Origin of the sequence: Kluyvera sichuanensis (assembly GCF_014218705.1) — a bacterium.
Lineage (GTDB): Bacteria > Pseudomonadota > Gammaproteobacteria > Enterobacterales > Enterobacteriaceae > Kluyvera > Kluyvera sichuanensis.
On sequence record NZ_JABBJF010000004.1, the window covers coordinates 178,402 to 199,165 of the forward strand.

Sequence of the window (20,764 nt, forward strand, 5' to 3'; positions counted from 1 at the left end):
ATGCAGGCTATTCTTAGTTTTCTGTCAGAGATATTTAGTCAACCCGCATTTTTGATGGGGATTATCGCATTCGTCGGTTTAGTGGCATTGCGCTCCCCTGGAAATAAATTACTCACCGGTACCTTAAAGCCGATTTTAGGTTATTTAATGTTAAGCGCTGGCGCTGGCGTTATCGTTGCTAACCTGAACCCACTCGGTGGGATTATCGAAGCCGGATTTAATATCCGTGGAGTAATCCCTAACAACGAAGCCATTGTTTCCGTTGCACAGAAAGTGCTGGGCGTGGAAACCATGAGTATCTTGCTACTAGGTTTTATTTTTAACCTGCTTATTGCTCGCTTTACTAAGTACAAATACATCTTTCTTACCGGTCATCACTCTTTCTTCCTGGCCTGTCTATTCTCAGCGGTATTGCAGGCGGCAGAATTCCGTGGCTGGATGTTGGTATTAATCGGCGGATTCCTGCTTGGTTCATGGTCGGCTATTTCTCCAGCAATCGGGCAGCGCTATACCAAGCAGGTGACGGAAGATGGTGGTATTGCCATGGGGCACTTTGGTTCCCTGGGCTATTACATCTCAGCCTGGATTGCCACGAAAACCGGCAACCCGGCAAACTCATTTGCCGACACTGAAATCTCAGAAAAATGGGGCTTTTTACGCGATACCACGGTCACCACCGGGATCGTGATGTTCGTTATCTACTTTGTGTGTAGCGCCGTCGCCGGTACTGAGTATCTGCGTACAATAACGGATCAGAATATGCTGATCTTCTCAATCCTTACCGGCCTGCAGTTTGCGGTTGGCGTCGCCATCGTTTACAACGGCGTACGACTGATCCTCGGCGATCTGGTTCCTGCCTTCCAGGGAATTAGTCAGAAACTGATACCAAACTCGATCCCCGCCGTGGACTGCGCAGTGTTCTTCACCTTTAGCCCGACTGCCGTTGTCGTTGGCTTTATCAGTTCATTCATCGGCGGTCTGGTCGGGATGCTTTTCTTGGGGGCATTGGGTATGGCGCTAATTATCCCAGGGATGGTCCCGCACTTCTTCTGCGGTGGGACCTCCGGAGTATTTGCCGACAAGCTTGGCGGTAAGCGCGGCTGCATTATTGCTTCATTTATCGGCGGTATCTTCCTTGCATTCCTCCCGGCGATGCTACTCCCGGCGTTAGGCAACCTGGGCTTCGAAAACAGTACTTTTGCCGATTTCGATTTTGCGGTCTGGGGAATCATTATCGGTAACGCCTTCACCCAGTTTGGCCAGATAACTATCTATCTGATTTGCCTGATACTGATTGTCGCGCTGCTGGTGCCATTCTGCTTCCGTTCGGTTCGTGTAGTCGGTGACACGCTCAGCTATGAGGAACTCACCGCGAATAAGAAAAATGAGTAAGCATTTTCATTTTTCCCTGCGGGAAGGGACGTCTTCCCGCAGCAGACAAAATAATCAGGAGTTGTTATGGCTATCTTGTCCATTGGGTTTTCATGTTTTGATCAGTTTTTCTTTTTGAATGAATGGCCGCAGGAAAATACCAAAAATTTCTGCCATGACTTCATTGAGAGCGGTGGCGGTCCGGCAGCAAATGCAGCGTGGCTTCTGGGACTATGGGGCGAAGATGTTTATTACATTGGCCACTTGAATCAGGATCTTTACGGCCAGCGCATTATCGATGAGTTTGCTGAGGCGGGCGTTGATACTAGCCAGGTGGTTTTCTCCGATGAAATGATCACGCCGCTGGCGTCAGTTTTGGTGAATCGCTTAACGGGTTCGCGAACAATCATTACGCGTAAAATGCAGAGTCCGCCGACGCTGACCTATGACCAGAAGCTCAAGCTAGACAGTTTAGCTGAGCGCTTAATTGCATCAGAAGAGCCAGTAACGCTTTTAATTGATGGTCATGAAGCAGAAATCAGTGAATATTTAATCAAGAAACTACCTACAGCTAGAGTGGTTATGGATGGTGGTTCATTACGTGCCAGTAATATTAAACTTGCAGCCTGGACAGATTACTTTGTGGTCAGTGAGCATTTTGCTCGTGATTATATGGGATATAAATCACTGAGTTCTGAAGCAGAAATAAAATTGGCGCTCATTGAGTTAAATAAAATTTGCCGTGGCGAAGCATTTATTACTCTTGGGGAAAAAGGCTGTGCATTTTTAAAGAGTGGAATGCTACAAATCGTCCCTTCCTGGCTATGCAATGCTGTAGATACTACCGGTGCTGGCGATGTATTCCATGGCGCCTTTACCTACGGCGTACATTACTCATGGCACATTGATAATATCATTTTATTTGCCAGCCTGACTGCTGCAATTTCTATTGAGAAAAAAGGTGTCCGTGAGTCAATGCCAGACCTTGCCGTTGTCCATCATTCGCTAAAAAGTTACGAAAGAAACTTAACGCAATATTTTGGTGAATAAAGGCATTTCGTAAATATCAAGAGGTGATTATGTTAGTTTCTATGAAGGACATGCTTCAGCATGCCCTACGGGACGGCTATGCCGTAGGGCAGTTCAATATTAATAATCTGGAATGGGTTGGTGCTGTATTACGTACCGGCCAGCAGTTGCGCTCACCGGTTATTTTAGGTGTTTCCGGCGGCACGGTTAAACATATGCTGGGATTAAAATGTATTCATGACATCGTGGTTAATGCGATGGATTATTTAGAGATTGATACTCCGGTAGCACTGCATTTGGATCATGGAACCACTCGTGAAGCCTGCGAAGCCGCCATCGAAGCTGGATTCAGCTCTATTATGTTTGATGGTTCACACCTGCCATTTAAGGAGAACCTGGCCATCACCCGTCATCTGGTCGAACTGGCGCACAGCAAAGGTATTTCAGTTGAGGCAGAGTTAGGCACCATTGCTGGCAGCGAAGATGGGATCGTTAACTCTGAGGTTATTTATGCCGATCCGCAGGAGTGTTACACCCTGGTCAGCGAAACCCAGGTTGACTGTCTGGCAGCAGCGCTTGGGTCAACCCATGGTCTCTACAAGGGTAAAGCTAAACTGGGGTTTACGGAGATGAAAGCCATTGCAGAGCGCGTAAAAGTACCGTTGGTACTACACGGTGGTACCGGCATTGCTGACGAGGATATGCGTAAAGCCATTGCCTGTGGCACGGCTAAAATTAACGTCAATACCGAAAATATGTACGCCTGGTGCCAGGAGGTGAAAGCGATATTTGCCGCCGACACTGGCCACGATGTAAACGACCCGCGGAAAGTGATTAATCAGGGGTTGAAGCCGGTACGCCAAATGATTGCACGACGTATCGAGCTCTTTGGTTCGCAAAACCGCTATTAGGAAATAGAGACGCGTGACAAAGGCAGTAGCCCGGCCGAGCGAAGCGACGCCGGGAAAGACCCGGAGTCGGTGCATACGCACCTCGTCCGGGCTACGTGATAGAGCAGATTATTTGCTGCGACGGGTTTTCAATGCCCAGCCGACTAACAGCAGTAGAATCCACGCAAAGCCCACGTACAGCGAAATGCGGGTATCCGGGTGGTAACCAATGAGCGCAATAATAAAGACCAGGAAGACGATACCGACGATGGTCGTCGCCACGCCGCCAGGCACTTTAAACTTCAGCGCTTTGATTTCATCAGCCGACAGACGTCGACGGAAGGCCACCTGCGAGAGCAGGATCATAATCCACACCCACACGGTGGCGAAGGTCGCCAGCGACGCAATCACCAGGAAGACGTTTTCCGGCATGATGTAGTTGAGGTACACCGCAAACAGTAGCGCGATGGTCATCACCATCACCGTCACCCACGGAATACCGCGGCGGGAGGTTTTAGCGAACACCTTCGGTGCGCTGCCCTGCTCCGCCATACCGTGCAGCATACGACCCACGCCGAACACATCGGAGTTAATCGCCGACAGTGATGCCGTCAGTACCACAAAGTTAAGGATGCTGGCTGCGAAGGTGATCCCCAGATGCTGGAAGGTCATCACAAATGGGCTGCCGTTGGTGCCGACCTGGTTCCACGGATAGATGGACATAATGACGAACAGGGTACCCACGTAGAACACCAGAATTCGCATCGGCACGGAGTTGATCGCGCGCGGAATAGAGGTCTGCGGGTCTTTCGCTTCACCGGCCGTGATACCGATAATCTCGATACCGCCATAGGCAAACATCACCATCTGCAGCGACATCACCATACCGAGCCAGCCGTTGCTGAAGAAGCCGCCGTTGCTCCACAGGTTATGAATACCCGTTGGCTGCCCGCCGTTGCCGATACCCCAGATAATGATGCCAAAACCGGCCACGATCATGATGATAATGGTGGCGACTTTGAAGAACGAGAACCAGAATTCCAGCTCGCCGAACACCTTCACGCTCATCAGGTTGATGGCGCAGATGATCAGCACCACGCTGAGCACCCATATCCAGTGCGGCACCGCCGGGAACCAGACGCCCATATAGATACCAAAGGCGGTCACGTCAGCAATCGCCACAATCAGGATCTCAAAGCAGTAGGTCCAGCCGGTGATATAGCCCGCCAGCGGCCCCAGGTTGTCCTGCGCATAGCGAGAGAAGGAGCTGGCAGACGGGTTATGCACGGACATTTCGCCCAGCGCACGCATAATGATATACGCGGCAACGCCGCCAATAATATAGGCCAGCAGAACGCTAGGCCCGGCCATCTTAATCGCATCGGCGGAGCCGTAGAACAGCCCCGTGCCGATGGCCGATCCGAGGGCCATAAAGCGAATGTGTCGGGTGCTTAACCCGCGCTTCAGCTTGTTGTTTTCCATCGTTTCCAGTGCCATGTCATACCCATCATCATCGCGCCGCAACGCGAACAACTTAGGTGAAAGTACCCAAAATAAAAAACCACGGAACATCACGTTCCGTGGTTAAAACACCTTGATGTAAACGCCGGTTAGTGGGCGCTTGATGTCACCTGACGACCTGCTGTACGGTCCCAGATAATCGCCAGAACCGCCATCACAACCGTCGGCATCAGCCATGCAAGGCCTTGCTCGGCCAGCGGTAAACGGGCAGTCCACGCCGGCAGCACATCTGCAAAGGCAGAGGCTTTGATGCCGTCAAGAATACCAAATACCAGGCTGATAAACATCGGTGGTGCAATAACGCGGCCCGAATTATGCCACCAATTGCGGGTAAAACTCAGCACTACGAGTGCGATACATGGCGGATAAATCGCAGTCAGCACCGGAATAGAGATTTGAATCAGGTGGCTCAGCCCCAGATTCGACACCGCCATGGAGAACAGGCCGAGGATAAACACCAGCGTACGGTAGGAGAATGGCAGGTACTGGGCAAAGAACTCAGCACAAGCACAGGTCAGGCCCACCGCGGTCACCAGACAAGCGATGAAGATCAATGCCGCCAGCATGAAGCTACCCGCGCCGCCGAAGGTGTGCTGTACGTAAGCGTGCAGGATTGCCGCACCGTTCGCGTTCTGATCGACCAGCGTCGCGCTGTCGGAACCCAGGCGGAACAGCGCCAGGTACAGCAGCGTCAGGCCGACACCGGCCATCAGGCCAGCCCAGATGGTATAGCGAGTCAGCAGACGCGCTTCGGTCACACCGCGGGAACGCGCGGCGTTAACAATAACGATACCAAACACCATCGCGCCCAGCGTATCCATGGTCAGATAGCCGTTCACGAAACCATTTGAGAACGCAGCGGTTTCATAGGCTTCCATCGCGTGGCTAATCGGGCCAGCTGGCCACATCACGGCGGCAACGGACAGAATAATCAGCGCCAGGATTTTCAGCGGCGCGAGGAAGTTACCCACGGTATCCAGCAGTTTGCCCGGATAGAGCGACACCAGAATCACCAGCGCGAAGTAAACCAGGCTGTAGATGAACAGTGGCAGTTCACCGCTGCCGGTCAGCGGCGCGATACCGATTTCAAACGAGACGGTCGCGGTACGCGGGGTCGCAAACAGCGGGCCCACCGCCAGGTAACAGACCGTAGCGAGCAGCACGCCCGCCACTTTACCAATTGGCGTACTCAGGCTGTCCACGCCGCCGCCCACTTTCGCCAGCGCGACCACGGTCAGCACCGGAAGACCAACGGCGGTAATCAGGAAGCCGATCGCGGCAGTCCAGACGTGAGGACCGGCCTGCAAACCAACCATTGGAGGGAAAATGATGTTGCCTGCGCCAACGAACAACGCGAAGGTCATAAAGCCCAGAGCGATGATGTCACGCGATTTTAATTGATGGGTCATATGTAACTACAGCCTGTGGATGTGGTGTTGTAAAACAAATTTATTGTGTCAGCGCCTGTGGAATGATGCAGAGGAAACTGACAATAAACTCAGCGGGATATGCTCCCTTCGCGGCGTAGAGAAGAATAGTTTTTTGATTTACCGCGCATATACAGTCTGTTTACGACTGCATGGGGGCCAATTTAAACGCTTATAACGTTTTAAAGCAACACGGGATCGCAAAACCAGATGATTATATTGATAGTGAAAAAATAGGCAGACGTATTAACTGGATTTAAGAAAAACATCCGGCTAATCATGCGAACAAAAAATAATCAGACGTTCGTAAATCACGCGGCGTTTACTTGACTGCAAAGCAAACAGACCAGCCGAGGCTGGTCTGTGGAAAGTTAAGCTGACAAGCGCAAAGTTACTCGCTATTTCTGGCAATTAAACGTTCCGGCAGCAGGAAACTGAAACACGAACCTTTGCCGAGCGTGCTGGTAATATCCAGCCGGCTATCGTGATGATTAACCGCATGTTTAACAATTGCCAGCCCCAAACCGCTACCGCCGGTCTGCCGCGAGCGTGCTTTATCAACGCGATAAAAACGTTCGGTCAGTCTTGGCAGATGCTCAGGCGCAATGCCCGGGCCATTATCCTCTACGCTGAACAACGCCCCATGCGACGCACGCTGCCAGCGTACGGTAATCAACGTGCCTTCCGGCGTATGGTTTACCGCGTTATAGACCAGGTTCGACATCGCGCTTCGCAGTTGTTCTTCGTTACCCAGCGCTTTCAGCGTCTCATCAATCTCAAAGTGGAACTGATGCTTATGCTGGCTGAGCGTCTGCGCCTCGCGTTCCACCACCTTCAGCATCATCGGCACATCAATCTTTTCGTTCAACGCCAGCGTCGGTGAAGCCTCGATTTTAGAGAGCGTCAGCAGCTGTCGAACCAGCCCTTCCATACGCTGCGTCTGCTCACGCATGGTGTGCAGCGCTTTCTCACGCACGTTCCCTTCCAGCACCTGCTCCTGCATCATCTCCAGGTAGCCCTGCAGCACGGTCAACGGCGTGCGCAGCTCATGGCTGACGTTGGCGAAGAAGTTACGCCGCGCCCCTTCCAGCTGGTGCATTTGCGTGACATCGCGCGCCACCATCAGAAGCTGACGGTCGGTGTACGGCATCACACGAATCTCCAGATGGCGACCGCTGTTCAGCACCAGATGCAACGGCTTTAAGAAATCGCGCTTTTTGAGGTGTTGGGTAAATTCGGGGTAACGCAGCAGGTTTAAGATGTTCTGCCCGCTATCGTCGGGCCAGCGAAGCCCCAGCAGCTGCTGGGCCAGGCCATTACACCAGAAAATGGCCCCCTCTTCGGTGGTGAGCACCACCGCATCTGGCAGCGACTCGGCACCGCTACGGAAGCGTTTAATCAGATTACCCAGCTCGCGGCGGCGTTTTTTATTACGCAGCTGCATCTGGTTAAGCCCATAGAGCAAGGGCTCCCAGCTGCCGCGTCCCGGCGGAGGGGTCATACTTCGGTCGACCCAAAGCCACCAGGAGAGTCGCAGTAAATTCCAGAAATGCCAGATGAGCAGCCCGGTCACCGCCGCCAGTAAAAACCACGGCAGATAACCAAAAATCAGTCCCAGTATCGCGGCCGGGAGACAGCATAACAGCAGCTCCAGCACCAGCCTTTTCCATGACAGCCGTTCCAGCACGCGTCACACTCCTGTCAAAAATTAAAAACGGGCAGAGAAACGATAACCCGTGCCGCGAACGGTTTGCACCATGCGGTCATGACCACTGTGTTCCAGCGCCTTACGCAGACGACGAATATGCACGTCGACGGTACGGTCTTCAACATAAACGTTGGTACCCCAAACGTGGTTCAGCAGCTGTTCGCGGCTGTACACGCGCTCCGGGTGCGTCATAAAGAAATGCAACAGCTTAAATTCGGTTGGCCCCATATCCAGCGGGTTTTCACCGGTCATCACGCGGTGAGAGGTCGGGTCAAGGCTCAGCCCCTGCATCTCAATCACCTCTTCCACTGCCATTGGCGAAATACGGCGCATCACCGCTTTAATGCGGGCGACCAGCTCTTTTGGCGAGAAAGGTTTGGTGATGTAATCGTCGGCGCCGGTTTCGAGGCCCCGCACGCGGTCTTCTTCTTCACCACGGGCAGTGAGCATCACTACCGGAATGTCACGCGTCAGCGCTTCACGTTTGATATGCTTAATAAATTGCAGTCCCGAGCCGCCCGGTAACATCCAGTCGAGCAGAATAAGGTCGGGCCAGGGTTCATTCAGTTTGCTGATAGCGGTATCGTAATCTTCTGCTTCCACCGGCTGAAAACCGTTTTGCTCCAGAACGAAACAGACCATCTCGCGGATTGGCGCTTCATCTTCAACGACCAGAATACGTCTTGCCATTATTTGCCCTGTTTTTAGACATCAGTATTATATACGGCGTCATTATGCGTCAGATTTATGACAGATTTATGAAAAACATGACCGTTAGATGATCGCGGTTTACCGTTTATGACACACGCAAAACGCGCTCATCGACCTCAACGTAGGCTGATGTTTATAATCAACTTTACGCCACTTCTCACGGAACCGCTATGCGCATCATCCACACTTCGGACTGGCACCTTGGCCAGAACTTCTACAGCAAAAGCCGCGCGGCTGAACATGACGCGTTCCTGAACTGGCTGCTCACCACCGCCGAACATGAGCAGGTGGATGCTATTATTGTCGCGGGCGATATCTTCGATACCGGCTCCCCGCCAAGCTATGCGCGCGAACTGTACAACCGATTTGTGGTCAATTTGCAGCAGACCGGCTGCCATCTGGTGGTGCTGGCGGGCAACCATGACTCCGTGGCAACGCTGAATGAATCCCGCGATATTCTCTCATTTCTGAATACCACGGTGATTGCCAGTGCCGGTCATGAGCCCTTTATTCTGAATCACCGCGACGGCACGCCTGGCGCGGTGTTCTGCCCGGTGCCGTTCCTGCGCCCGCGTGACATTATTACCAGTCAGGCGGGACTCTCCGGCGGCGAAAAAGTCCAACAGGTGCTGGCGAGCATTACCGACTATTACCAGCAGCAATACCAGCAGGCTTGTGAACTGCGCGGCGATGCCACGCTGCCGATTATTGCCAGCGGCCATCTGACCACCGTCGGGGCCAGCAAAAGTGATGCGGTGCGCGACATTTATATTGGCACACTGGACGCTTTTCCGGCGCAAAACTTCCCGCCTGCCGACTATATCGCGCTGGGCCACATCCACCGAGCGCAGAAAATCGGCGGCAGCGAGCATATTCGCTACAGCGGTTCGCCTATCGCTCTCAGCTTTGATGAAACCGGCAAAGCCAAAAGCGTCAATCTGGTGAGCTTCACCGACGGCAAGCTTGCCGACGTCACACCGCTAACCGTCCCCGTAACTCAGCCGCTGGCGGTGATCAAAGGCGATTTTGACGCTATCAGCGCCCAGCTCGCCGAATGGCGCGATGCCGCCGCAGAGCCGAGCACCTGGGTGGATATTGAAATCACCAGCGACGAATACCTGCATGATATTCAACGTAAAATTCAGGCCATCACCGATGACCTACCGGTCGACGTGCTGCTGGTGCGCCGTAGCCGCGAACAGCGTCAGCGCATTCTGGCAAGCCTTGAGCGCGAAACCTTGAGCGAACTGAGCGTCGAAGAGGTATTTCAGCGTCGTCTGGCGCTGGAAACGCTGGAGGAGCCGCAGCAACAGCGCCTGCACGCGCTGTTTAATGACACGCTCCAGAGCCTTGGCGAAGAGGAACAGCCATGAAAATTCTCAGCCTGCGTCTGAAAAACCTTAACTCGCTCAAAGGCGAGTGGAAAATCGACTTCACCCAGGAACCGTTTGCCAGCAACGGTCTGTTTGCTATTACCGGCCCAACCGGCGCGGGGAAAACCACGCTGCTGGACGCCATCTGCCTGGCGCTGTACCACAAGACGCCACGCTTAAGTAACGTCTCCCAATCGCAAAACGACCTGATGACCCGCGACACCGCCGAATGTCTTGCGGAAGTCGAGTTCGAGGTTCAGGGCGTGGCCTATCGCGCCTTCTGGAGCCAGAACCGCGCCCGCAACCAACCGGACGGCAACCTACAGGCGCCGCGCGTCGAACTCGCTCGCTGCGACGACGGGCAAATTCTGGCGGACAAAATTAAAGACAAACTGGAGATGACCGCCTCGTTGACCGGCCTCGACTACGGTCGTTTTACCCGCTCGATGATGTTGTCTCAGGGCCAGTTTGCCGCCTTCCTCAACGCTGAACCGAAAGAGCGCGCCGAACTGCTGGAAGAGCTGACCGGCACCGAAATTTACGGCCAGATCTCTGCGCAGGTATTTGAAAAACATAAACACGCGCGCGGCGAGCTGGAGAAGCTTCAGGCGCAGGCCAGCGGCGTAGTCCTGCTGAACGAAGAGCAGCAGCAGACCCTGACACAGAGTTTGCAGGCGCTTACTTCTGACGAGCAGCAGTGGCAACAACAGCAGACCGTCGCCGCACTGCATCAGCAGTGGCTCACCCGTCAGCAGGAGCTGGAACAGGACGGGAAAACCCACCAGCAGTCGCTTAATACTGCCCACCAGGCGTTGGGAGAAGCGCAGCCACAGCTTGCTGCACTCAACCGGGCGCAGCCTGCGGAAGCGTTACGCCCGCGCTGGACGCAGCTACAGGAACAGGCCGCCACGGTGGCGAAAACCCACCAGTTAGTAGAGCAAGTAAATACTCGCTTACATGACTCCCGCCGCCTTCGCGACCGTATCCGAGTGAGCGCTGAGCAGCAGGCCACCACGCTCCAGCAGACCCAAAGCCAGCTTCAGCAGTGGCTGCAGGAAAACGAACACATCCAGCAGTGGCTGGGGGAACTGACCGGCTGGCGTAGTGCCTTCACTCAACAGGCCCGTGAACGCGTTCAGCTAGAGACCGCCACACAGCGTCTGGCTGAGCTGGAAAAACAGCTCGCCCAATTGCCTCCTTCGGCATTGACGCTGACTCAGGAAGAAGTGGCCGGGCAAATTGCCCAGCACGCGGCCAGCCGCCCGCTGCGCCAGCAGCTAAGCGCACTGCATTCGCAGTTCATACCCCTGCAAACGCGCCGCCAGCAGCTTTTGCACGCACAGCAGCAGCGCCAGCAACAGCTGGAGACGCTGACCGCCGGGCTCACCCAGCTCCGTCAGGTCTATAAAGAGAAAAAGCAGCAGCGCGATGACGTCAATGCCATCTGCGAGCTGGAGGCGACGATCGTTCACCTCAAGGCTGAGCGCGCACGTTTGCAGCCAGGCGCGCCCTGCCCGCTGTGCGGCTCAACCAGCCACCCGGCGCTGGCGGAGTACCAGGCGTTAGCCCCGGATGCCAACAAAGCCCGCCGCGATGCGCTGGAAAAAGAGGTTGCCCGACTCGCGGAAGAAGGCGCCACGCTGCGCGGTCAGCAGGCCGCGCTGGAAAAACAGCAGCAGCTTGAAAATGCAGAGCTGGAGTCGCTTTGTGAGCGAGAGCAAGCACTTACATCACAGTGGCAGACGGTCATTCAGGGGTTGGATATCACGCTACAGCCCGCTGACGATATCAACGGCTGGCTGGCGGCGCAGGAAGAGGCCGAGCAGCAGCGCTATCACTACAGCCAGCGCCTGACGCTCGACGCGCAAATTCGTGAGCTACGCACCCAGTATACCCAGCAGCAGGATGAACTGGCGCAGCGTACCGCTTTGCTTACCCAGACGCTCGCTGGCTTCGGCCTTGCCCTTCCGCAGCCCGACGAAGCGCACCGCTGGCTGGCTGCCCGTGAAGCGGATACCCAGCGCTGGCAGCAGCAGCAGAAACAGAGTCTGGAGATTCAGCAGCAGCTCGTGCTGCTCCAACCGCTGCTCGACACCCTTCCTGCGGTGCAAAACCCTGAAGATGCCCATCCGGTGGCGCTCGACGGCTGGCAGCAGGTGCACCATGATTGCGTGTCGCTGGAGAGCCAGTGGCACACGCTCCAGCAGCAAGAAGCGCAGGAGAAACAACGTCTGCAACAGGCCGAGCAGGCCTTCGACCAGGCGCTGGCCGAGTCGCACTTTAGCGATCGCCAGGACTTCCTTAGCGCCCTGCTGGACAACGCGGAACGTCTTCGTCTGGAGCAGCTAAAACAGACGCTGGAAACGCAGCATCAGCAGTGCCAGACGTTAGCGGCACAGGCGCAGGAGGCAATACAACGTCATCTGACTCAGCGCCCGGAAACACTGAGCGAGGCGTTGACGCTGGCAGATGCCCAGACGCAGCTCCAGCATATTTCCCGCCAACTGCGTGAAAACAGCGAACGCCAGGGCGAGCTGCGCCAGCAGTTGAAACAGGATGAAGAGAATCGCCAGCAGCAGCAGTCGTTGTTCCTGGAGATAGAAAAAGCCAGCGCCGCGCTGGAGGACTGGGCGCATCTGAATGCGCTGATTGGCTCTAAAGAGGGCGATAAGTTCCGCAAATTTGCCCAGGGGCTGACGCTGGATAATCTGGTGTGGCTCGCCAACGAACAGCTCAGCCGCCTGCACGGTCGCTATCTGCTTCAGCGCAAGGTCAGCGACGCGCTGGAACTGGAAGTGGTCGATACCTGGCAGGCGGACGCGGTGCGCGATACCCGCACCCTCTCCGGCGGTGAAAGCTTCCTCGTCAGCCTTTCGCTGGCGCTGGCGCTCTCCGACCTGGTGAGCCATAAAACGCGCATCGACTCTCTGTTCCTCGATGAAGGGTTTGGCACGCTGGATAGCGAAACGCTGGACACGGCGCTGGACGCGCTGGATACGCTCAACGCCAGCGGTAAAATCATCGGCGTGATTAGCCACGTAGAGGCGATGAAAGAGCGGATTCCGGTACAGATTAAGGTGAAGAAGATTAACGGATTGGGGTATAGCCGATTGGATAAAATGTTTAGCGTGGAGTGAGGTTTCCCCTCACCCCGGCCCTCTCCCGGAGGGAGAGGGTGAAAAGCGATACCGAACGGTTCCCTCTCCCTTTGGGAGAGGGTTAGGGTGAGGGCAACATCACGCTGGCCACAACCACGCCGCCCCACGTACCCCGCTGGAATCCCCGTGCAGCGCCTTGCGAATCGGTGTTTCACACTCACCGCCGAATACCCACTCTTTCACCAGCTGCGGTACCGTCTGATACAACCGTTCAACGTTGCTCATCCCGCCGCCCAGCACAATCACGTCAGGGTCGAGAATATTCACCACGTGCGCCAGCGATTTCGCCAGCCGCTGCTCGTAACGACTCAGCGCCTGCTCGGCCAGCGCGTCGCCTTCGCTCACTAGCTGCATAATCTCACTGCCTTTTAGTGGATTACCGCTCAGGCGGTGATAATCCGTAGCAAAGCCGGTACCGGAAATAAAGGTTTCAATACAGCCCTGCTTACCACAATAACAGGGGACTTCCGCCCGGAAGCGCAGCTCGTCGTCGTTCATCCACGGCAGCGGATTATGTCCCCACTCGCCCGCCGTACCGTTACCACCGATATGTGCGCGGCCGCCCAACGCCACGCCCGCGCCGCAGCCGGTACCGATAATCACCGCAAACACCGTCTGCGCGCCCGCCGCCGCGCCGTCTACCGCTTCAGATACCGCCAGACAGTTTGCATCGTTCGCCAGTCGTACTTCACGATTCAGTCGACGGCTGAGGTCTTTATCAAACGGCTGGCCGTTAAGCCAGGTAGAGTTAGCGTTTTTTACCACCCCGGTATAGGGCGAAATCGAACCGGGAATCCCCATGCCAACGGTCCCCGTTTGCCCGGTTGCCTCTTCGGCGAGAGCAACGAGATGCGCAATGTTCTCAATGGTTTGCTGATAGTCACGCGGCGTCGGCAAACGGTGGCGATAAAGCTGCTCACCCTGGTCGCTTAGCGCAATGACTTCGGTTTTCGTTCCACCCAGATCGATACCAATTCGCATTCATTACTCCTGTTTAAAACAATGCAAGGCCGAGGACAATTCGTTATCATTGCCCGCTGATTTAACGACAACACCGTGGAAATTATCATGCTGTGGTTCAAAAATTTAATGGTTTATCGTCTCAGCCGCGACATCTCCCTGCGCGCGGAAGAGATGGAGAAACAGCTCGCTGAGATGACCTTCACCCCATGCGGCAGCCAGGATATGGCAAAAACCGGCTGGGTACCGCCGATGGGCTCACACAGCGATGCGCTGACGCACACAGTAAATGGTCAGATCATCATTTGCGCCCGCAAAGAAGAGAAGATCCTGCCCTCTCCGGTGATTAAACAAGCGCTGGAAGCGAAGATCCAAAAGCTCGAAGCCGATCAAGGCCGCAAGCTCAAGAAAACCGAAAAAGATTCGCTGAAGGATGAAGTCCTGCACTCTCTGCTGCCGCGCGCTTTCAGCCGTTTCAGCCAGACGATGATGTGGATCGACACCGTTAACGATCTGATTATGGTTGACTGCGCCAGCGCCAAAAAGGCGGAAGATACGCTGGCGCTGCTGCGTAAAAGCCTCGGCTCGCTGCCGGTAGTGCCGCTGACGCTGGAAAACCCGATCGAACTGACCCTGACTGAATGGGTACGTTCTGGATCTGCCGCACAAAGCTTCCAGATTCTGGACGAAGCCGAGCTGAAAGCGATCCTCGAAGACGGCGGCGTGATCCGCGCGAAGAAACAAGATCTGGTGTGCGATGAGATAGCCTGTCATATCGAAGCCGGCAAGCTGGTGACCAAGCTGGCGCTCGACTGGCAGCAGCGCATTCAGTTTGTGATGTGCGATGACGGTTCCATCAAGCGTCTGAAGTTCTGTGACGAACTGCGCGATCAGAACGAAGATATCGACCGAGATGATTATGCTCAGCGTTTCGACGCGGACTTTATTCTGATGACCGGCGAACTGGCTGCAATGATTAAAAGCCTGGTAGAAGGTTTAGGCGGCGAAGCCCAGCGTTAAGCGAGATATTCCCTTCCTGCCGCAGCAGGAAGGGAATAGATTACAGATAGCGGCACAGATAAGAGGTTGGCTCTGCAACCTGCAGATTAAATTCACTGTGGCCCGGCACGTTGAATACTTCCCCTGCGGAGTAGACTTTCCACTCAATTTCACCCGGTAACAGCACGTTCAGCGCACCGCTAATCACGGTCATTTCTTCCGGCTGTGCGGTACCAAAGGTGTATTCACCTTCCGCCATCACGCCCACGCTGGCACGACCCGTGCTGCTGCTGGTAAAGCCAATGGATTTCACTTTTCCCTCAAAGTACTCGTTGCTCTGAAGCATAAACAGGCCCTTATTATCTTATCGTCAAAAGACCAATATAGAGTTGCGAACAGAAGCCTGTCACGCGAAATCATATGCTTAACACAATAATTCTGCCGCCAGTCTGGCCACCAGCACATTCGACAATAGAACCGGCACATCCAGCGCTTTTTGTAACAAGTCGCGGTGACGCTGGTGATAGCTCAACGAGTCGAGTACCAACACGTCGGCCCCCTGTTCCAGCAGCGAGTTGCCGGCTGAAATCAGATGCTGGTCGGTATCAATATTCGGGTTCGCCAGCGCGTAATAGGGCAAATTGGACAGCATCTGCCACTTCTCCTGTTGGGCATCGAGAATCGCTTCAATGGGGACCAATACCCCGACCTGATGTCCCTCGACGATAGAGGCGACCAACGGTGGAATAATACGCTGAGGTTCCAGCAGTATCGCATTGCGCGCCACCATGCTGCGTAATTTAAACGTATTCAGTAAAAGAATGACGTCATAGGATTGATTGTCCAGCACCTCAATGACGGCCTGCAGGCTGTGCTCGACTTTCAGACGGGAAACTTCAACAAACTGGTTATCATTCAACAGAACCAGCAAACGTGCTTCACCGGGTTCTGGTGCATACTCTTCCATGACTTGCGCACGGCTCATTTTGCCTAACAGGCTAATGTGGGTGATTTGATCTTCCCTGATGTGCTCGGTCAATAGCGGCAATACTTCACTGACGGGCACCACCCCTATCGTAAGAATCGCCATCGTTGCACTCATGTTATCTACCTTCTGCTTCTCACATGCTCGTTTTACACATAGCCACCTGGATGGATGAAAAATACCGCTCAGAAGCGTAGCAGTTCATCCAACGGGTGGAATGTAAAGATTCCAGTTATTTCCAATACTCTCCTGATATGTTTGTATTTTAACTTTTCTATAACATTAATAATAAGCTAAAAATGTGACTTACGCACAATATAACCACGAAATAAAAGTGGTTATATCGGCAGTCAGAAGGAAAACCTGAGGAGGAGAAAATAAAGAGAGAAAAGAGAGAGCAGACGGGCCCTGCTAGCTGGCCGTGGCCAGGTGCAGAGCATCAAGAATCAGCGTGACAACACGTTCTGGTGCCGCAGAGGCATCAACAACGTAATGAGCGGTTTCACGGTACAGCGCATCTCGCTGCGCCAGTACTTCCGCCACTTCTTCGCTAATCGGTTTACCGGTCAGCGTCGGGCGCTGGGACTCTTCTGGAAAGGCTTCCAGACGACGCGCCAGAACCGGTACCGGGGCGTTCAAATAGATAACCACACCGTTCTGGCGCATAAATTCGCGGTTAACGGGTGCAAGAATAATACCGCCGCCCGTTGCCACCACCGTGCTCGGTTGAGTGACTGACATCAATGTTTGAGTCTCGCGTGCGCGAAATCCCGCCCAGCCTTCGAGGTCAACAATCTCCGCCACACTCATGCCGGACTGCTGCTGCAACGCCAGGTCAGTATCAACAAAGTGAAAATGGCAGGCATGGGTAAGCGCTTGACCTATCGTCGTTTTTCCGCAGCCTCGGGCTCCGATAAGAAAAATCGGCTGTGTCATGACCTGGAATTCCCCCTGATGACGCGTAAATGCGGGATGTGTAGATGATGCGCCAATGATATCACCAAACTAGTACGCAAGTAAGTGTAAACTTTATATTACATTCTGATATGACTGGAGACCTGTTTTACCGCTACACGCTGCTATAATGCGCAAATTAAGCGTAAAAAAAACATGCCACAAACGTGTCGCTAACAGTACATGAAAGTGTCAGGCTTTGACAAGCCAGACATTGCGGCAAAAGGTAGCACATTTATGTGACAGAAATCACGTCAGCCGCGTTTGACCGCCAGCAGCCATTTATCCAGCCCAGCGGCAAACTGTTGGCGATCGCGCTGGGAGAGCGCCGCAGGCCCGCCAGTCTGAATACCGCTGGAGCGCATGGTGTCCATAAAATCACGCAGGGTTAAGCGCTCTTTGATGGTCGCCTCGCTGTAGCGTTCACCGCGAGGATTCAGCGCCGCGCCACCCTTTTCTAACACCTCAGCCGCCAGCGGGATATCGGCGGTGATCACCAGATCGCCGGGCTCGCAGAGGCGAACGATTTCGTTATCGGCCACGTCGAACCCTTTTGGCACCACCATTGCGCGGATAAAACGCGACGGCGGCACGCGCAGATACTGGTTAGCGACCAGTACCAGCTCAATCTGCGTGCGGTCTGCGGCGCGAAACAGCACCTCTTTAATCACGTTCGGACAAGCGTCCGCATCAACCCAAATGGTCATCGATACTCCTGAGTGAATATTATCGCAAAGCGTGATTATACAGAGAGCCGGGACGCGTACGTAATAATTGCCAGCTGAATGATAAAAGTAGGTTACCCATCGCCGGGAATCGCCTATAACAGTAAACTACGAAAAAAACAGACAGAGGGAGAGTGAAATGGAGAAGAAGATTGGCTTCATTGGCTGCGGCAACATGGGGAAAGCCATTCTTGGTGGCCTGATTGCCAGCGGCCAGGTACTTCCTGGGCAGATTTGGGTCTACACGCCGTCACCGGATAAAGTGGCCGCGCTGCGCGACGAATTCGGCATTAACGCGGCGCAAAGCCCGCAGGAAGTGGCTCAGGTTGCCGACATCGTCTTTGGTGCCGTGAAGCCGGGCATCATGGTTAAAGTGTTGAGTGATATCGCCTCGAGCCTGAATAAAGACTCACTGGTAGTGTCCATCGCAGCGGGCGTAACCCTGGAGCAGCTGGCGCGCGCGCTGGGCCACGATCGTAAAATCGTACGCGCCATGCCTAATACTCCATCGCTGGTGAATGCCGGGATGACCTCCGTTACCCCGAACGCGCTGGTGACACCGGAAGATATCGCCGATGTGCTGAATATTTTCCGCTGCTTTGGTGCGGCTGAAGAGATCGCTGAAGCGATGATCCACCCAGTGGTGGGCGTTAGCGGCTCGGCTCCAGCCTATGTCTTTATGTTTATCGAAGCGATGGCCGATGCCGCCGTGTTGGGCGGTATGCCACGCGCTCAGGCCTATAAGTTTGCCGCACAGGCGGTCATGGGCTCAGCGAAGATGGTGCTGGAAACCGGTAAGCATCCGGGTGAGCTGAAGGATATGGTCTGCTCCCCTGGCGGCACCACCATTGAAGCCGTGCGCGTGCTGGAAGAGAAAGGCTTCCGCTCTGCGGTCATCGAAGCGATGGCCAAATGCATGGAAAAATCAGAGAAGATGAGTAAATCATAAGTCGCAGGCCCGGCATCGCGCCGGGCCTGATTTTCTTGCCATAAAAAAAGCGCCCACGGCGCCGTTAGTTATTTGTTTTTCAGACAGGTACTCATAAAGGTTTTACGTTCGTCGCCCTTTAAGGTTTTGGTGGCTGCCTGCGCGTTACAGTCCTTCATTTTTTGCTGCTGCGGGGTCAGTTTTTTGCCATCAGCGGCCGCACTTTCCCCCTTCAGACAGCTGCTCATAAAGGTTTTACGCTCATCACCTTTCAGGGTTTTTGACGCGGCTTCATGATTACACGTGCTCATGCGCTGCTGCTGCGGCGTCAGGGTTTTCTCCGGCGCTGCCGCCGTCGTTGCCGCAGACACGGCGCCCGCCGTAAACAGACCACATAGTAGGGTAACCAGTAATGTTGTTTTCATTGCACCATCCTTTTGTGAGTAGAACTCTGTAAGTCTGGTCGCTGGAAGGAATATTACCAACCCGACGACAAAATATTGCCGTCGGGCGAGTGTCAGGGCTTAAAGCCCCAGCGCCGCTTTCATGGTGTAGTAGAGGTCCGTCTGGTCGGTCAGGCCAACCACGTTCGCCGCGTGCGGGCCGTAGGCCGCAATGCGCAACTGGGTGCCGGTATGCTCCATCGACTCCTCTTCCGAGTTGCCGTAGCTCATTACCATCACCGAACCATCTTTGGTGTTGAGCGCCTGCGTCAGGCCAGGTGCCTTCGTTTCCGGTGGGATAATCTGGCTGGCGTGAGCGTGGTCAGCGGTGACGATCACCAGCGTATTGCCGTCTTTTTTGGCAAATTCCAGTGCTTTCTGTACCGCTTCATCCAGATCAACCGTTTCGCCAATCTGGCCACACGGGTTTGCCGCGTGGTCCTGTTTATCAATCGACGCGCCCTCTACCTGCAGGAAGAACCCTTTTTCACTGGTGCTCAGCAGAGAGATAGCTTTATCGGTCATCTGCGCAAGGGTCGGTACGCTGGCATCGCGTTTCGGGTTCGGCGCACAGGTCACGACAGGTTTATCGAGGTTACCGTGGAAGGAGGCTTTCGGCCCTTCCCAGCGTACCGGCATGTTGCCGTCTGAGAACAGACCCAGCAGCGGTTTATCCTGGTCTGCCTGGGTAATCGCCGCCAGCGTCGTGGCGTTATCAACGAGCTGATAACCCCGCGCCTGCGCCTGTTCACGCAGCGTTTTCCCCTGCCATTCCCCCGCCGTTGCGGTTTCAGCAAAGGTCTTCGCACCGCCGCCCAGCGTCACGTCCGCGCGTGCATTCAGCAGCTGTTCGGTGATGGAGCCCTTGCCGCCTTTCTCCAGCGCATTGGTTGGGCATTTTTCGCTGGTCACGCTCGGGCCGTAGCATTTACGTGAGGTCACATGCGATACCAGCGCAGCAGGAGTGGCGTCCTGCAGTTCGGCGGTAGAAACGTTCCCCGTTGCCAGGCCAGCTGCTTTTGCCAGCTCGAGAATGGTCTGATGATCTTTTTCGTGGATGTCCACGCCCAGCGCACCGTTATAGGTTTTCACCCCGGTACTCCAGGCCGTCGCGGACGCCGCAGAATCGGTGACATAATCCGGCTTACCGGTTTTTTTATTCAGCGCGTAGTGCGTGTACTGCCCGGTTAACGGCAGCGCATCGATACCTTTGAAATAACCGCCCGCCCCTTCAGCATAGTTACGCGCAGCGGTAATTTCAGAATCGCCCATCCCATCGCCAATCAGCAGAATAACGTTTTTGGCCTGCTTATTATTCAAAGAGGCGCGAATGGCTTCAGTTTGATCGGCAGATAAACGGCGAGCACCGCCCGGTTGGGTAATATCCCCTTGCGCGGCACGGTTATCCAGAACGGCAGTTGATGTGTCCGCGTGTGCGGCAGATAAACCCAGAAGAGGTAATAATGCGGCAAAAATAGCACTGTATTTCACGTTAGTTTCTCCATGTACAAATACTTAAAAAATGAAACATGGAGACTGTAAGAAAAGTGCGTGACATTTTAATGACACCCAAAATGATGTC

At 54.5% G+C, this 20,764-nt stretch carries 18 protein-coding genes; 7 read left to right on the forward strand and 11 right to left on the reverse strand.

The genetic code is table 11. The annotated features are described in order from the left end of the window. The 3 genes from HII27_RS06850 (at nt 1) to fba (ending at nt 3,311) form a co-directional block, all read left to right on the forward strand. Nucleotides 1-1,392: a PTS ascorbate transporter subunit IIC gene (locus HII27_RS06850; protein ID WP_185667186.1), complete on the forward strand. Its 1,392-nt coding sequence runs from the start codon at nt 1-3 to the stop codon at nt 1,390-1,392. Between the two features lie 66 nt (nt 1,393-1,458). After that, complete coding sequence (locus tag HII27_RS06855) at nt 1,459-2,421, forward strand: carbohydrate kinase family protein (protein ID WP_185667187.1); 963 nt, start codon at nt 1,459-1,461, stop codon at nt 2,419-2,421. 29 nt (nt 2,422-2,450) lie between these two features. After that, nucleotides 2,451-3,311 carry a class II fructose-1,6-bisphosphate aldolase gene (gene fba / locus HII27_RS06860; RefSeq protein ID WP_185667188.1) on the forward strand — a complete coding sequence of 287 codons (861 nt, stop codon included), beginning with the start codon at nt 2,451-2,453 and terminating at the stop codon, nt 3,309-3,311. A gap of 108 nt (nt 3,312-3,419) precedes the next feature. On the opposite strand, the gene proY is transcribed toward fba, so the two are convergent. The 4 genes from proY to phoB form a co-directional block, all read right to left on the reverse strand. After that, nucleotides 3,420-4,772: a proline-specific permease ProY gene (gene proY, locus HII27_RS06865; protein ID WP_185667318.1), complete on the reverse strand. Its 1,353-nt coding sequence runs from the start codon at nt 4,770-4,772 to the stop codon at nt 3,420-3,422. 128 nt (nt 4,773-4,900) lie between these two features. Further along, nucleotides 4,901-6,220, reverse strand: a complete 1,320-nt coding sequence (brnQ, locus tag HII27_RS06870; RefSeq protein ID WP_185667189.1) for a branched-chain amino acid transporter carrier protein BrnQ — start codon at nt 6,218-6,220, stop codon at nt 4,901-4,903. A 409-nt stretch (nt 6,221-6,629) separates the two neighbouring features. Then, entirely contained in the window at nt 6,630-7,925 is a 1,296-nt protein-coding gene (phoR, locus tag HII27_RS06875; protein ID WP_185667190.1) for a phosphate regulon sensor histidine kinase PhoR, read from the reverse strand. A gap of 21 nt (nt 7,926-7,946) precedes the next feature. Beyond that, complete coding sequence (gene phoB, locus HII27_RS06880; RefSeq protein ID WP_185667191.1) at nt 7,947-8,636, reverse strand: phosphate response regulator transcription factor PhoB; 690 nt, start codon at nt 8,634-8,636, stop codon at nt 7,947-7,949. A gap of 191 nt (nt 8,637-8,827) precedes the next feature. Between phoB and sbcD the strand changes: the two genes are divergently transcribed. Together sbcD and sbcC are read left to right on the forward strand one after the other, a co-directional pair. After that, nucleotides 8,828-10,030, forward strand: a complete 1,203-nt coding sequence (sbcD, locus tag HII27_RS06885) for an exonuclease subunit SbcD (protein WP_185667192.1) — start codon at nt 8,828-8,830, stop codon at nt 10,028-10,030. Further along, nucleotides 10,027-13,167 (forward strand): exonuclease subunit SbcC, encoded by a 3,141-nt coding sequence (sbcC, locus tag HII27_RS06890; RefSeq protein ID WP_185667193.1) that lies wholly within the window; start codon nt 10,027-10,029, stop codon nt 13,165-13,167. The genes sbcD and sbcC overlap by 4 nt, the downstream gene beginning before the upstream one ends. A 99-nt stretch (nt 13,168-13,266) precedes the next feature. Here sbcC and mak read toward each other — a convergent pair whose 3' ends face one another. After that, nucleotides 13,267-14,169, reverse strand: a complete 903-nt coding sequence (gene mak / locus HII27_RS06895; protein WP_185667194.1) for a fructokinase — start codon at nt 14,167-14,169, stop codon at nt 13,267-13,269. A gap of 87 nt (nt 14,170-14,256) precedes the next feature. On the opposite strand from mak, the gene rdgC reads away from it, so the two are divergent. Next, a complete protein-coding gene (gene rdgC / locus HII27_RS06900; protein ID WP_123649988.1) occupies nt 14,257-15,168 on the forward strand; it encodes a recombination-associated protein RdgC in 912 nt (303 codons plus the stop codon). 40 nt (nt 15,169-15,208) lie between these two features. Here rdgC and ppnP read toward each other — a convergent pair whose 3' ends face one another. From ppnP to HII27_RS06920, 4 genes are all read right to left on the reverse strand, one after another. After that, the gene (ppnP, locus tag HII27_RS06905) at nt 15,209-15,493 is read right to left on the reverse strand and encodes a pyrimidine/purine nucleoside phosphorylase (protein ID WP_035895638.1); all 285 of its coding nucleotides are present in this window, start codon (nt 15,491-15,493) and stop codon (nt 15,209-15,211) included. Nucleotides 15,494-15,571: 78 nt separating this feature from the next. Further along, entirely contained in the window at nt 15,572-16,249 is a 678-nt protein-coding gene (locus tag HII27_RS06910) for an AroM family protein (protein ID WP_185667195.1), read from the reverse strand. A 294-nt stretch (nt 16,250-16,543) separates the two neighbouring features. Continuing rightward, nucleotides 16,544-17,068, reverse strand: coding sequence for a shikimate kinase AroL (gene aroL / locus HII27_RS06915; protein WP_185667196.1), 525 nt, complete (start codon nt 17,066-17,068; stop codon nt 16,544-16,546). Between the two features lie 272 nt (nt 17,069-17,340). Then, on the reverse strand, nt 17,341-17,793 hold the full coding sequence (locus HII27_RS06920) for a YaiI/YqxD family protein (protein ID WP_185667197.1): 453 nt from the start codon (nt 17,791-17,793) through the stop codon (nt 17,341-17,343). A 157-nt stretch (nt 17,794-17,950) separates the two neighbouring features. On the opposite strand from HII27_RS06920, the gene proC reads away from it, so the two are divergent. Continuing rightward, a complete protein-coding gene (gene proC / locus HII27_RS06925) occupies nt 17,951-18,760 on the forward strand; it encodes a pyrroline-5-carboxylate reductase (protein WP_185667198.1) in 810 nt (269 codons plus the stop codon). Nucleotides 18,761-18,828: 68 nt separating this feature from the next. Here the strand turns inward: proC and HII27_RS06930 are convergent, their stop codons facing one another. Further along, complete coding sequence (locus HII27_RS06930) at nt 18,829-19,164, reverse strand: PsiF family protein (RefSeq protein WP_185667199.1); 336 nt, start codon at nt 19,162-19,164, stop codon at nt 18,829-18,831. 99 nt (nt 19,165-19,263) lie between these two features. Further along, a complete protein-coding gene (phoA, locus tag HII27_RS06935; protein WP_185667200.1) occupies nt 19,264-20,673 on the reverse strand; it encodes an alkaline phosphatase in 1,410 nt (469 codons plus the stop codon). Between the last annotated feature and the right edge of the window lie 91 nt (nt 20,674-20,764).